At 70.0% G+C, this 12,739-nt stretch carries 12 protein-coding genes, 2 tRNA genes and 1 pseudogene; 11 read left to right on the forward strand and 4 right to left on the reverse strand.

All coding sequences use genetic code 11. The features are described 5' to 3' along the window. The 9 genes and pseudogenes from tuf to ACK4UM_RS07230 all read left to right on the forward strand — a co-directional run. A pseudogene (gene tuf, locus ACK4UM_RS07190) lies at positions 1-170 on the forward strand (elongation factor Tu); the annotation flags it as partial. Positions 171-271: 101 nt separating this feature from the next. Next, a tRNA-Trp gene (locus ACK4UM_RS07195) sits at positions 272-348 on the forward strand. A gap of 257 nt (positions 349-605) precedes the next feature. Continuing rightward, complete coding sequence (gene uvrA / locus ACK4UM_RS07200; protein ID WP_409797279.1) at positions 606-3,539, forward strand: excinuclease ABC subunit UvrA; 2,934 nt, start codon at positions 606-608, stop codon at positions 3,537-3,539. Between the two features lie 58 nt (positions 3,540-3,597). Continuing rightward, positions 3,598-4,074, forward strand: coding sequence for an MgtC/SapB family protein (locus ACK4UM_RS07205; RefSeq protein WP_409797281.1), 477 nt, complete (start codon positions 3,598-3,600; stop codon positions 4,072-4,074). Between the two features lie 57 nt (positions 4,075-4,131). Beyond that, positions 4,132-4,217: transfer RNA gene (locus tag ACK4UM_RS07210), tRNA-Leu, on the forward strand. A 464-nt stretch (positions 4,218-4,681) separates the two neighbouring features. Next, positions 4,682-5,194, forward strand: a complete 513-nt coding sequence (locus ACK4UM_RS07215) for a hypothetical protein (RefSeq protein WP_409797283.1) — start codon at positions 4,682-4,684, stop codon at positions 5,192-5,194. A 160-nt stretch (positions 5,195-5,354) separates the two neighbouring features. Further along, entirely contained in the window at positions 5,355-6,110 is a 756-nt protein-coding gene (locus ACK4UM_RS07220) for a hypothetical protein (RefSeq protein WP_409797285.1), read from the forward strand. 83 nt (positions 6,111-6,193) lie between these two features. Further along, on the forward strand, positions 6,194-6,628 hold the full coding sequence (gene msrB, locus ACK4UM_RS07225) for a peptide-methionine (R)-S-oxide reductase MsrB (protein ID WP_409797286.1): 435 nt from the start codon (positions 6,194-6,196) through the stop codon (positions 6,626-6,628). After that, a complete protein-coding gene (locus ACK4UM_RS07230) occupies positions 6,629-8,743 on the forward strand; it encodes a S9 family peptidase (protein WP_409797288.1) in 2,115 nt (704 codons plus the stop codon). It begins immediately after the preceding gene. 28 nt (positions 8,744-8,771) lie between these two features. On the opposite strand, the gene ACK4UM_RS07235 is transcribed toward ACK4UM_RS07230, so the two are convergent. Genes ACK4UM_RS07235 through ACK4UM_RS07245 form a run of 3 tightly spaced genes read right to left on the reverse strand, consistent with a single transcriptional unit; the run spans position 8,772 to position 10,592 of the window. Continuing rightward, positions 8,772-9,320 (reverse strand): hypothetical protein, encoded by a 549-nt coding sequence (locus ACK4UM_RS07235; protein WP_409797290.1) that lies wholly within the window; start codon positions 9,318-9,320, stop codon positions 8,772-8,774. 6 nt (positions 9,321-9,326) lie between these two features. Next, complete coding sequence (locus ACK4UM_RS07240; RefSeq protein WP_409797292.1) at positions 9,327-9,818, reverse strand: response regulator; 492 nt, start codon at positions 9,816-9,818, stop codon at positions 9,327-9,329. A gap of 3 nt (positions 9,819-9,821) precedes the next feature. Next, positions 9,822-10,592, reverse strand: coding sequence for an NAD kinase (locus ACK4UM_RS07245; protein ID WP_409797294.1), 771 nt, complete (start codon positions 10,590-10,592; stop codon positions 9,822-9,824). A gap of 67 nt (positions 10,593-10,659) precedes the next feature. Here ACK4UM_RS07245 and cutA point away from each other — a divergent pair, with 67 nt between their 5' ends. Beyond that, the gene (cutA, locus tag ACK4UM_RS07250; RefSeq protein ID WP_409797295.1) at positions 10,660-10,977 is read left to right on the forward strand and encodes a divalent-cation tolerance protein CutA; all 318 of its coding nucleotides are present in this window, start codon (positions 10,660-10,662) and stop codon (positions 10,975-10,977) included. 176 nt (positions 10,978-11,153) lie between these two features. Further along, on the forward strand, positions 11,154-11,678 hold the full coding sequence (locus ACK4UM_RS07255) for a DUF1465 family protein (protein ID WP_409797297.1): 525 nt from the start codon (positions 11,154-11,156) through the stop codon (positions 11,676-11,678). 18 nt (positions 11,679-11,696) lie between these two features. On the opposite strand, the gene ACK4UM_RS07260 is transcribed toward ACK4UM_RS07255, so the two are convergent. Then, positions 11,697-12,524 (reverse strand): ChbG/HpnK family deacetylase, encoded by an 828-nt coding sequence (locus tag ACK4UM_RS07260; RefSeq protein WP_409797298.1) that lies wholly within the window; start codon positions 12,522-12,524, stop codon positions 11,697-11,699. Positions 12,525-12,739: the final 215 nt, after the last annotated feature.

Below are 12,739 nucleotides of genomic sequence, written 5' to 3' on the forward strand. Positions count from 1 at the left end.
CCGGCATGGTCAAGCTGCCCGAGGGCACCGAGATGGTGATGCCGGGCGACAACGTCGCGATGGAAGTCGAGCTGATCACGCCGATCGCCATGGAGGAGAAGCTGCGCTTCGCCATCCGCGAAGGCGGCCGCACCGTCGGCGCCGGCGTCGTCGCCGCGATCCTGGACTGATCGGGATCGCGCGCGAAAAAGCGTTTGTCATCGGCGGGGCGGTGCGCTAAGCATCGCCACCCGAATGCGGGGCGGCCGAAAGGTCGCCGCCGCCGGGGTCTAGGAGTGTAGCTCAACTGGTCAGAGCACCGGTCTCCAAAACCGGGGGTTGGGGGTTCGAGTCCCTCCACTCCTGCCATTCGGCAGATTTCGAGAAGGCCGGGCCCGCTTGGGTCCGGCCTTCTTCGTTTGGAGCGCCACCGCCACGGCGGAGCGAAATCGCCGTTGCGGCTTGCCTTCGTGCATGGTTTGTTCTAGTGCTTTCCGTCAGCCGTGCCCGCACGGCGAATCGGCCCGGCGCCTCGTGCATGGGAGAGGCATGGCGCGTCGGCGGGAACGTCCTATATGCAGGCGGGCCGGCCGCGCGCGCCGGCCTCCTTCCGCTGCGAGCCCACGATGTCCGATCTCGACGACCTGTTCGACCGCGCCCGCGCCGGCGATCCCACCGCCCGCGTCATCTCGGTGCGCGGCGCGCGCGAGCACAATCTCAAGAACGTCGACCTGATGATCCCGCGCGACAAGCTCGTCGTGTTCACGGGGCTGTCGGGCTCGGGCAAGTCCTCGCTCGCCTTCGACACGATCTATGCCGAGGGGCAGCGCCGCTACGTCGAGAGCCTCTCGGCCTATGCGCGGCAATTCCTCGAGATGATGCAGAAGCCGGACGTCGACCAGATCGACGGCCTCTCGCCCGCGATCTCGATCGAGCAGAAGACCACCTCCAAGAACCCGCGCTCGACGGTGGGCACCGTCACCGAGATCTACGATTACATGCGCCTCCTGTGGGCGCGCGTCGGCATCCCCTATTCGCCGGCGACGGGCCTGCCGATCGAGAGCCAGACGGTCAGCCAGATGGTGGACCGCGTGCTCGCGCTGCCCGAGAAGACGCGGCTCTACCTCCTCGCCCCCGTCGTGCGCGGGCGCAAGGGCGAGTACCGCAAGGAATTGGCCGAGTTCCAGAAGCGCGGCTTCCAGCGCGTGAAGATCGACGGCACCTTCCACGAGATCCAGGACGCGCCGACGCTCGACAAGAAGCTCAAGCACGACATCGACGTCGTGGTCGACCGCCTCGTCGTGCGCGCCGACATGGGCGCGCGCCTCGCCGAGAGCTTCGAGACCGCGCTCGAACTCGCCGACGGCATCGCCTTGATCGAATGGGCGGACGAGAAGGACGAGACCGGCGGCCCCAAGCGCATGGTCTTCTCGCACAAATTCGCCTGCCCCGTCTCCGGCTTCACGATCCCCGAGATCGAGCCGCGCCTGTTCTCGTTCAACAATCCCTTCGGCGCCTGCCCGACCTGCGACGGCATCGGGCACGAGATGCGCATCGACCCTGACCTCGTCGTCCCCGACGAGAGCCTGACGCTCAAGCGCGGCGCGATCGGCCCCTGGGCGAAATCGACCTCGCCCTATTACGGCCAGACGCTCGACGCGCTCGCCAAGCATTACGGCTTCAAGACGACGGTCGCCTGGCGCGCGCTGCCGCAGAAGGCGCGCGACGTCATCCTCTACGGCTCGGGCACGGAGGCGATCCGCTTCGCCTACGACGACGGCCTGCGCGCCTACGAGGTGGTGAAGCCCTTCGAGGGCGTCGTGCCCAATCTCGAGCGGCGCTATCGCGAGACGGAGAGCGACTGGTCGCGCGACGAGATCTCCCGCTTCATGGGCGAGACGCCCTGCGCGGCCTGCGGCGGCAAGAGGCTCAAGCCGGAGGCGCTCGCCGTCAAGATCGACGGCTGCGATATCGGCGACGTCAAGCGACTCTCGGTCAAGGACGCGGCGACCTGGTTCGGGGCGCTGCCCGAGAAGCTCGACGAGAAGCGGCTCGAGATCGCCGGCCGCATCCTCAAGGAGATCCGCGAGCGCCTCGCCTTCCTCAACGATGTCGGCCTCGAATACCTGACCCTCGCGCGGTCCTCGGGCACGCTGTCGGGCGGGGAGAGCCAGCGCATCCGCCTCGCATCGCAGATCGGCTCGGGGCTGACGGGCGTGCTCTACGTCCTCGACGAGCCCTCGATCGGGCTCCACCAGCGCGACAACGAGCGGCTGCTCGGCACGCTCGAGCGGCTGCGCGACCTCGGCAACTCGGTCATCGTCGTCGAGCACGACGAGGATGCGGTGCGCCGGGCCGATTACGTCGTCGATGTCGGGCCGGGCGCGGGCATCCATGGCGGGCGCATCGTTTCGCAGGGCACGCCCGATCAGGTGATGGCCGATCCCAATTCGCTCACCGGCAAGTATCTCACCGGCGAGATGTCGGTGCGCACCCCCGCCAAGCGCCGCAAGCCGCAGGCCGCGCGGATGCTCAAGGTCGTCGGCGCGCGCGGCAACAATCTCAAGGACGTCGACGTCGAGATCCCGCTCGGCACCTTCACCTGCGTCACCGGCGTCTCGGGCGGCGGCAAGTCGACGCTCGTGATCGACACGCTCTACAAGGCCGTCGCGCGCAAGCTCAACGGCGCCATGGAGCACCCCGCGCCGCACGACCGGATCGAGGGCCTCGAACATCTCGACAAGGTCATCGATATCGATCAATCGCCGATCGGCCGCACCCCGCGCTCGAACCCCGCGACCTATACCGGCGCCTTCACGCCGATCCGCGAATGGTATGCGGGACTGCCCGAGGCGAAGGCGCGCGGCTACCAGCCCGGGCGCTTCTCCTTCAACGTCAAGGGCGGGCGCTGCGAGGCCTGCCAGGGCGACGGCGTCATCAAGATCGAGATGCACTTCCTGCCCGACGTCTACGTCACCTGCGACGTCTGCAAGGGCAAGCGCTACGACCGCGAGACGCTGGAGGTCCGCTATCGCGACAAGTCGATCGCCGATCTCCTCGACATGACGGTCGAGGAGGCGCGCGAATTGTTCAAGGCGGTGCCGTCGATTCGCGAGAAGATGGAGACGCTCGCGCGCGTCGGGCTCGGCTACATCAAGGTCGGCCAGCAGGCGACGACCTTGTCGGGCGGCGAGGCGCAGCGCGTGAAGCTCTCGAAGGAGCTCTCGAAGCGCGCCACGGGCCGCACGCTCTACATCCTCGACGAGCCGACGACGGGCCTGCATTTCCACGACGTCGCCAAGCTCCTCGAAGTGCTCCACGAGCTCGCCGACCAGGGCAACACCGTCGTCGTGATCGAGCACAATCTCGAGGTCATCAAGACCGCGGATTGGGTGATCGATCTCGGCCCCGAGGGCGGGGACGGGGGAGGGCGGATCGTGGCGGAAGGCACGCCCGAGGCGATCGCGAAGAATCCCGAGAGCCATACCGGCCGCTTCCTCGCCGAGGTCCTGGCGCGCCGGCCGATCAAGAAGCGGGCGGCGCGGCAGGCGGCCGAATAGGCCGACTTTCCGCGCACCCATCTTCGCCGTTCGCGCGTTCCCATGCCGGAGGAACGCGATGGACGAATTGCAGTACATGGGTGCGATCCCGCTCGAGGGTCTCGCTCTGCGGCTCGGGCTCGCCGCGCTCGGCGGCATGCTTTTGGGGCTCGACCGCGAGCTGCGCGGACGCGCGACGGGCCTGCGCACCCACGGCATGGTCGCCCTGTCTTCGTGCGTGATCACGGTCTCGGCCTTCCTCGTCTACGAGGAAGCGATCGCGCGCGACCTCGAATATCTGAGCATCGACCCCTTGCGCGTGATCCAGGGCCTCGCTCAGGCGATCGGCTTCATCGCGGCGGGCGCGATCTTCGTCGCCAAGGGCGACGTCCACAATCTCACATCGGCTGCGAATCTCTGGCTGGCGGCGGCCGTCGGCATCGCGCTCGGCGCCGGCCAATACGCGCTCGCGGGTCTCGCCTTGGGATTCGGCCTCCTGTTGATGACGTTCATGCGCGTGGTCGAGCGGTTCATGCATCGGAGGTTGGACAATTGACGGTTTGGCTCTTCGCCTTGCGCGCGGCGTGTGCTAGAGGGCTCCTGTCGTGCCCGAGGCCCCGTGGCGAAACTGGTAGACGCACCGAACTTAAAATTCGGAGCCCAAAAGGCGTGCCGGTTCGATTCCGGCCGGGGCCACCAAGGCACGTTTGCTTTTGACGACCCATTGCTTGCTCCTCTTAGCGCTCTGGGTAAAATTTGAATAATATTCGTTTGTTGAATCTCCGACAAATGCTCCGGTATGATCCTCGCAAGACGGCGCGTGGGAAATCCTTGCTTGTTTCCGTTTAGGAAACTTCTGGGGTCGGAGTTGATAAAACTTTATCGGAGCGTGCCGTTATGATCATGTGGACAGGGGCGGGCTTAAGCATTGAAAAACCACTTTCGCCGAACATGAAATACGAACCGCGCTTCTTTTCGCTCGAAGACGCGGGATGGCCGGAGGCGAGGGGATCGCGAGGAGCTCGGAGGTTTTCACGCGTGCGCCACAATGCGACCTTTCTTTCTCCGCCAAGGGAAAGTGGAAAAGCTCGATGCGCTACGCTTCCAGAGACAGTTCGGCTGGACGTGCTGCCGCGCTCGACCGTCGGTGCGAGGAACCCGTGATGCAGCGTCGCCCCTCCGAGACAGCGGACAAACCCGCCAAGGAGCGAACGCTCCCGATCGACAAGGAAGCCTTCTCGCAGCGCCTGTGGCAGGCGATCAAGCGCAGCGGGCTGACCTACAAGGAGACCGCGCGCCGCGCGCAGGAGCACTTGCCCCCGGGCATGCGCATCAGCGACGTCAGCGTCTGGTCCTATGCCAAGGGGCGCAGCCTGCCGCGCCGCATGACCCATGTCGAAGCGCTCGGTCGCGTGCTCGGCGTGGACACCCACGAGCTCCTGGGCAGCGCCGATCTGGTGGCGCCCGGCACGACCGAGGAGGCACAGGTGCGTGGGGTGACGGTCGACGACATCGGCGACGGGCGGGCGATGCTGCGCATCGCGATGCCGGTCCCCTGGCCGCTGGCGCTGGAGGTCCTGCGCCTGCTCAAGGGCCCCGATTCCGCGCAGGCGGAACTGGACATGGAGGAGAGCGCCGAGCCGGATCCCGCGAACGAGGCCGACGGTACCTTTTGACCGGCGTCGGCATTCGTCGCAAGATGCCGCCGGTCCGCCCCGCGAGCGTCGGCGCGAACGACCCGCGCCGCGCAGGGCTTCCATACGAATCGCGTCGGGACGCACCGGCGCGTCTCTCGATGAAATCGACAACGGGGCGCGCATGAGCGCCGGGTGAGCCATGATATTCGAGCGTCGCTTCTCCATCGCGCCGGCCTTCGTGCGCCTGATTCGCCGGGACCGACCCGGAATCCGCATCGTCGAGGGCCATTTCCCCGATCAACCCGAGCGCCGCTCCCACGTGCGGCTCGAGAACGAGAGCTGCGAGCTCGTGCTCGAGAGCGTCGAGGACGGTCGCGTCACGGCCGAGGAGCGCACCGAGGTGTCCCGCGCGCAGGGCGAGGTGCTGCTCGACGTCTGCGCCGGCAAGGTCTCCTACGAGCGCCTGCGGATCGATCTCTCCGAAGACGTCGTGGTGCTGATCGAGCGGGTGCTGACGCCCGCGCCGAGCCAGACGGCGCGTATCGCGTTCCAGAGCGCCGAGGCGGCCGAGGCCTTCCGGCCTCCGCTCTGGCTCGGACCGGAGCTGAAGGCCGACGAGGCGGCCGGCCCGCGGGCGGTGGCCCTCGGCGCGCGTCCGAAGGCCTATGACGGCCCGCTCTCGAATGCGGGGCTCGAATCGCTCCTCGATCTCCTGGAACGCAGCGCCTCCCAGCGCTACGGCGCACGGGGCGGCCGCGACGACCTCGTGATGAGCGCGCTCAAGCGCCTCGCGCGCGGCGACGGCGCTCCCGCGCCCCAAGCCCCCGCTTCCGCCTCACCCGCACCCGCGCCGATGCCGCCGCCCGCCGCGAGCGCGTCCGAGGACGCCCTGTTCGACCCGCCGCCCGAGCTGCCGGCCGGGCCGACGAACGGTTCGGGTCGTCGCCCCGCCTGAGGCGGCGTGCCCGGCCCCGCGCGCGTCCCGCTTGCCGCGCGCGGCGCCCCGCACCATGTTGTCCTCGCGACAGAGGACAGGCCATGGCGAATTCGAGCTCCCCCCGAACCCATTCTCCCCGTGCCAAGATCGAGCGGTCGGACGCCGAATGGCGCGACCGGCTGACCCCCGAGCAATACCGCGTCACCCGCAAGCACGGCACCGAGCGCGCCTTCACCGGCCCGTTCTGGGACGAGAAGCGCGCGGGCCTCTACAGATGCGTGTGCTGCGACAGCCCGCTCTTCCGCTCGGACACGAAATTCGATTCGGGCACCGGCTGGCCGAGCTTCTTCGCCCCGGTCGAGCCGGAGGCGGTGGAGGAGCACGAGGACCGCTCCTGGTTCATGCGCCGCACCGAGATCCGCTGCGCGAGCTGCGACGCGCATCTCGGACACGTCTTCCCGGACGGCCCCGCGCCGACGGGCCTGCGCTATTGCATGAACGGCACGGCGCTCGACTTCATTCCCGACGAGGCCTGAATGCCGTTTCGGACGCAAGGCGCGCCGCCGCCGCCGCGCAGCCTCGCGCGGACCACCATCGTCTCCCGTCACGGCCGCGAAGTCGCCGACGATCACGCCTGGCTCAAGGCCGAGAACTGGCGTGCGGTGCTCGACGACCCGGCCGCGCTCCCCCGCGAGATCCGCGCCCATCTCGAGGCCGAGAACGCCTATACGGACGCGCTGATCGCGCCCCTCGCGGATCTGCGCCGCACCCTCGTCGGGGAGATGCGCGGGCGCATCAAGGAGAGCGATTCCTCGGTGCCGGAGCCGGACGGGCCCTACGCCTACGTGACGCGTTTTCGCGAAGGCGGCGAGCATCCGCTGGTCTGCCGCACGCCGCGCGAAGGCGGCGAGGAGGCGATCCTGCTCGACGGCGACGCGCTCGCGCAGGGGCACGGCTATTTCGCCTTCGGCGACGTCGAGGCCTCGCCGGACCATGCGCGCCTCGCCTGGGGCTGCGACACCGAGGGGTCGGAGAGCTACGTCGTGCGCGTACGCGACCTCGCGCGCGGCGAGGACCTGCCCGATCGGCTCGAGCGCGTCGCGGGCGGGCTCGTCTGGGGGGCGGACGGATCCTTCCTCTACTATGTCGAGCGCGACGAGAACCACCGCCCGGCCCGCGTGCGCCGTCACGTGATCGGCACCGCGCAGGCCGACGACGCGCTCGTCTATGCCGAGGCGGATGCCGGCTGGTTCGTCGATTGCGTCGCGACCCGCTCGAAGGCCTACGGCGTCGTCGCGCTCGGCGATCACGAGACCTCCGAGGCCTGGCTCCTCGATCTCGCCGACCCGCTGGCCGAGCCGCGCCTCGTCGCACCGCGCGAGCGGGAGGTGCGCTATTCGGTCGACCATCGCGGCGAGGAGCTCGTGATCCTCACCAACGCCGATGGGGCGGAGGACTTCAAGCTCGTCACCGCACCCGTCGCGAGCCCGCGGCGGGAGGCCTGGCGCGATCTCGTCGCGCATCGGCCCGGCGTGATGATCCTCGCCCATGCGGCCTACGCGCGGTTCCTCGCCCGGCTCGAGCGCGAGGATGCGCGCCCGCGCATCGTCGTGCGCGACCTGGAGACGGGGGAGGAGCACGCGATCGACTTCGCCGAGGAGGCCTATTCGCTCTCGCTGCAGCCCGGCCGCGAATTCGCCGATACGCGCCTGCGCTTCGGCTATTCCTCGATGACCACGCCGACGGAGACCTGGGACTACGACATGGCCACCCGCGAGCGGGTGATGCGCAAGCGCCAGGAGGTGCCCTCGGGCCACGATCCGTCGGCCTACGTGACGCGGCGGCTCTTCGCGACCGCACCGGACGGGGCGCGCGTCCCGATCTCGCTCCTGCACCGCGCGGACCTCGCGATCGACGGCTCGGCGCCCTGCCTCCTCTACGGCTACGGCTCCTACGGCATCGCGATGTCGGCGGCCTTCCGCACGAACCCTCTCAGCCTCGTCGATCGCGGCTTCGTCTACGCCATCGCCCATGTGCGCGGCGGGACCGAGAAGGGCTGGGCCTGGTACAAGGACGGCAAGCGCGAGAAGAAGGTCAACACCTTCAAGGATTTCATCGCCGTCGCGGAAGCCCTCTGCGAGGCGGGCTACACCGCGCGCGGGCGGATCGTCGCCCAGGGCGGCAGCGCGGGCGGCATGTTGATGGGGGCGGTCGCCAACATGGCGCCGGATCTGTTCGCCGGCATCGTCGCGGAGGTGCCCTTCGTTGACGTGCTCAACACCATGCTCGATGCCGACCTCCCGCTCACCCCGCCGGAATGGCCCGAATGGGGCAATCCGATCGAGAGCGAGGCGGCTTTCGACGCGATCCTCTCCTACTCGCCCTACGAGAACGTGCGCGCGCAGCACTACCCGCCGATCCTCGCCATGGGCGGCCTCACCGACCCGCGGGTGACCTATTGGGAGCCGACCAAATGGGTCGCGCGCCTGCGCGCCAGGATGACGGGCGGCGGCCCGGTCCTCCTCCACATGAACATGGGCGCCGGCCACGGCGGCGCGTCCGGTCGGTTCAAGCATCTGGAGGAGGTGGCTTTGGGCCAGGCTTTCGCGCTCGCCGCCATAGGGGAGGGGGCGGCGCGGGAGGGCGCGTGAGGCGAGAGCGGCGCCCGCGCCGCGGGCGTCACCGCCCCTCCGTCGAATGCCGCGCCACCGCCCGCTCCAGCTCGGCGCAGAGCGCGAGCGCGAGGGGATCGTCGTCGCGCGCGCCCTCGCGCAGGGCGGCGGAGAGCGCGTCGACATGGGCGGCGACGAGGGCTGCGGGCGGAGCCTTGCCGCGGGCCGCGAGCAGGCGCGCGAGGCTCTCCGCGATCCGGCCGACGAGCACGGCCTCGAAGAGCGGCGCCGTCGCCGCGAGGTCGCGGGCGGCGCGGAGGAGTTCGGCGGTCGCCTTCGCGTCGCCGCGCGCCCGACGCTCGGCGAGCGCCGCGAGCCGCGCCGCCATCTCCGCGAGCCGCCCGGCGAAGGCGGCGCGGATCTCCGCCTGCGCCGCGTCGGCGCGCGGCAGCGCCCGCGCCAGCGCCTCCTCCATCGACATGTCGAAGGCGAGCGCCTTGCGCCGCAGCGATTCGGGGACGGGCACGCTCGTGCGCGGGCGCCTTCGCGCGCTCGTCTCGCTCTTGGGGCCGCCGCCGGGTGAGCGCGGGCCGCCGGGCGGGGGGATGATCCGCATCGCGTCTCAAGCCTCCCGGTCGTCGGCGAGCGGGGGGTCGATCTGCGGCGCGAAGGGTTTGGTCCGGTCGGGCCCGAAATAGACCGGCGTCTCGACGAAGGGCCGCGTGTCGGCGAGCGCGGCGAGGAGTCGCTCGTAGAGCGCCTGCGCGGTGACGGGCTTGACCAGATAGGCGTTGAGCCCCGCCTTGAGCGCGTGCACCACCCGCGCGCGCTCTCCCGTCGAGGAGAGCATCACGATCGGCACGAACGGGCAGGGGCTGCGGTCGCGGTCGCGCAGCGCGCGGGCCAGCGCGACGCCGTCGAGCCGCGGCATCTCCCAATCGGTGATCACGAGATCGGGCGGCTCGGAGCGGGCCATCGCGAGCGCCTCCGCGCCGTCGGCCGCGAGACGCACGCGGCGCGCGCCGAAGGCCTCGAGCCAGGCGGCGACGAGCCGACGCCAGAACGGGTCGTCCTCGGCGACGATGACGGACAGGCGCTCGAAGGCGATACGCATGGCTCAGGGCCCGAATTGCTCGCGCAGGATTCGCTCGTCGAGAGAGTGCCCCGGATCGTGCAGCATGACGAGATCGATCGTCTGGTCGAGGGAGGCCTCGACCCGCGCCACGCGGCGGAACTCGGTGTGGTCGGCCACCGCCGAGACGGGGCGCAGCTCCGGCTCGATCACGTCGACGGCGACGCGGGCATGGTCCGGCAGGAGCGCGCCGCGCCAGCGCCGGGGGCGGAAGGCCGAGATCGGGGTGAGCGCGAGGAGGTGGGCGTTGAGCGGCAGGATCGGCCCGCCGATCGAGAAATTGTACGCGGTCGAGCCCGCCGGCGTCGCGACGAGGATGCCGTCGGCGATGAGCTCGGGCATGCGCACCTGCCCGTCGACGGTGATCGTCAGCTTCGCCGTCTGGTGGGTCTGGCGCAGCATGTAGACCTCGTTGATGGCGCGCGCGACATGCGCCTCCCCGCGGATATCGGTCGCCGTCATCAGGAGGGGGTGGACGACGCTGCGCTCGGCCTTCGCGAGGCGCTCGGGCAGGTCGTGCTCGCGGTAATCGTTCATGAGGAAGCCGACGGAGCCGCGATTCATGCCGTAGATCGGCTTCTCCACGCCCATGAACCGGTGGAGCGTCTGCAGCATCAGCCCGTCGCCGCCGAGCGCGACGATCACCTCCGCCTCCTCGGGCGGCACGTTGCGATAGCGGCCGCGCAGCCGGGCCGCGGCCGCCTCGGCCTCCGGGTTGCGGCTCGCCACGATGGCGATCGTCTTGTCATATCGCATGGGGATGCGCCACTCTCGACGGCCCGGCGCCCCCGCGCCGCGGCCAAAGCCGGAGGCAAGGCATAGCATGGATGCGCCGCTTCTCGTCTACACCACCTTTCCCGACGAGGCGACCGCGCGGGCGATCGCGCGCGCGCTCGTCGAGCGCAAGCTCGCCGCCTGCGTCAACCTGCTGCCGGGAATGACGAGCGTCTATGCGTGGGAGGGCGCGATCGAGGAGGCGGGGGAGATCGTCGGCATCGTCAAGACGCGCAAGGAGCGCGCCGAGGCCGTCTCCGCGGCGATCCGCGAGCTCCACCCCTACGACACGCCTGCGATCCTCCTCCTGCCGGCGGGGGCGGACGGGGCGACCTGGGCCTGGCTCCAGGACGGGACGACCCCATGAGCGGGGACGAGAGCGAAACCGCCACGATGCGGCCATCAAAGAGTTAAGGTTAACATGAGGTTGACGATCCGAAACGCTTCGCGCGGCGTTCCAATTGCCTAAACGATGGCAAGAGCCGGTGCCGGGATTCGGATCGGCTCAATTCGAGACGAATTGTTCCCGTGGAGGCGGCTCACATGAATGCGGACATCACGTTTCGGGACGCGAGCGACGCGGTCGATTTCGGCAAGACCTTCGTGCATTCCGACGCCTTCCGCGCCCTGTTTCGGGAGGGGATGGCCCTCGTGGAGGAGACGGCCGCCTATCTCGACGGGCAGGGCCGCGAGGAATCGCGCACCCTCGGCCGGCAGGCGGCGCTCACCTATGCGAGCGAGAGCATGCGGCTGACGACGCGCCTGATGCAGATCGCCTCCTGGCTCCTCGTCCAGCGCGCGGTCGCCGAAGGCGAGATCACGCCGCAGGAGGCGCTCAAGGAGAAGACCCGCGTGCGCCTCACCAAGCAGGAGAGCGCGAGCCCGCTCTTCGACGCCGAGGCGCTGCCCGAGGCTCTGCGGGCGCTGATCGGCAAGAGCGTGCGCCTGCACGCGCGCATCGTCCATCTCGACGGCATCCTGGCCGAGGACCCGCCGCGCCGCGCCGTCGACGAGAGCCCCGTCGCCACCCAGCAATGGCTGATCCGCTCGGCCTTCGGGCAGGGCTGACCGGGGGAGGGGGGCCGCTCAGCCGACGGGATGCGGTGTCGGCACGAGGCGCAGCGCCTCCCAGAGATTGGTGAAGCGCGTCGAGGACAGGTACATCAGCTCCTCGACGCGGACCTGCGCGTCCGGGTCGAGCCTGTCGAGCGCATCGTCGCGATAGCCGGGGCGGCAGACGAGGAGGGGCGCGGCGCGGCGGCGACCCGCGGCGAGGCCGACGACGTGACGCTCGAACAAGGTCGGCACGGGCACCGGCACGTTGCGGCGCCAATAGCCGGCATAACCGTTATTGACCGCAAATCCCCGGCGGCGCGCGCGCGCCGCGAAGCCCGCCGCGAGCGCGTTGCGCGCGAGCGCCGCCGGGCGCGAGACGCCCCGGCGCAGGACGGCCCCGATCCGCTCCGTCGGATCGCGCAGGAACGGTGCGGGGAGGCGCCCGCGCCGCCGCTCCAGCACCGCGAAGAGCGCGCCGCGGATGGTCGGCAGGACGTGATCCTCGCTCGGCGATCCCAGGAAATCGGGCGGACGCCCGATCCGCGCCTCGAACGCGTCGAGATCGCGCTCGATCGCCGCGGCGAGAACATCCCGATCGAGCGCGCCGACGAGCGCGCGGGCCGCGAAAGCCGCCCGGCCGCCGGCGAGCGGCGCGAGGTCGAGGACGAGGCCGAGCGCGACCGAGCGGTCGAGCGCGGCGATCTCCCCCGCGCGCTGCGCGAAGACGGCCCCGCCCGCGCGCACGCCGATCGCCGAGAGCCGCGCGAAGGAGACGAGGTCGATGATCGCATCGCAGATGCCGTCCGTGAGCCCGTAATCGTCCGCGCAGATCAGGAGAGGGCGGGCTTCGGTGGTCATCGCTCACTCGTCGGCTGTCTCACCTTCCGTTCAAGTTTCGTGAATGAACAGGGCGGTGTCATCCCGGGCCGCGAAGCGGACCCGGGACCCATAACCGCGACGGTCGTCCGAGCGCGCATGCCGCGCTCGCTTTGCCCCCATTGGCGTGGGCGGTCGGTGCGACGCAGCCGATAGGCTGCGAACGAAGCGTCGAGGTTATGGGTCCCGGCTCGCCT

Source organism: Salinarimonas sp., assembly GCF_046292825.1.
Classification (GTDB): domain Bacteria; phylum Pseudomonadota; class Alphaproteobacteria; order Rhizobiales; family Beijerinckiaceae; genus Salinarimonas.

Excerpts from the sequence above, each read along its gene's own strand:
- ACK4UM_RS07220 (WP_409797285.1), top strand. The coding sequence starts at position 5,355 with ATGATATTCGAGCGTCGCTTCTCCATCGCGCCGGCCTTCGTGCGCCTG.
- ACK4UM_RS07215 (WP_409797283.1), top strand. The coding sequence starts at position 4,682 with ATGCAGCGTCGCCCCTCCGAGACAGCGGACAAACCCGCCAAGGAGCGA.
- ACK4UM_RS07240 (WP_409797292.1), bottom strand. The coding sequence starts at position 9,818 with ATGCGTATCGCCTTCGAGCGCCTGTCCGTCATCGTCGCCGAGGACGAC.
- ACK4UM_RS07255 (WP_409797297.1), top strand. The coding sequence starts at position 11,154 with ATGAATGCGGACATCACGTTTCGGGACGCGAGCGACGCGGTCGATTTC.
- ACK4UM_RS07235 (WP_409797290.1), bottom strand. The coding sequence starts at position 9,320 with ATGCGGATCATCCCCCCGCCCGGCGGCCCGCGCTCACCCGGCGGCGGC.
- cutA (WP_409797295.1), top strand. The coding sequence starts at position 10,660 with ATGGATGCGCCGCTTCTCGTCTACACCACCTTTCCCGACGAGGCGACC.
- ACK4UM_RS07245 (WP_409797294.1), bottom strand. The coding sequence starts at position 10,592 with ATGCGATATGACAAGACGATCGCCATCGTGGCGAGCCGCAACCCGGAG.
- ACK4UM_RS07260 (WP_409797298.1), bottom strand. The coding sequence starts at position 12,524 with ATGACCACCGAAGCCCGCCCTCTCCTGATCTGCGCGGACGATTACGGG.
- ACK4UM_RS07230 (WP_409797288.1), top strand. The coding sequence starts at position 6,629 with ATGCCGTTTCGGACGCAAGGCGCGCCGCCGCCGCCGCGCAGCCTCGCG.
- uvrA (WP_409797279.1), top strand. The coding sequence starts at position 606 with ATGTCCGATCTCGACGACCTGTTCGACCGCGCCCGCGCCGGCGATCCC.
- ACK4UM_RS07205 (WP_409797281.1), top strand. The coding sequence starts at position 3,598 with ATGGACGAATTGCAGTACATGGGTGCGATCCCGCTCGAGGGTCTCGCT.
- msrB (WP_409797286.1), top strand. The coding sequence starts at position 6,194 with ATGGCGAATTCGAGCTCCCCCCGAACCCATTCTCCCCGTGCCAAGATC.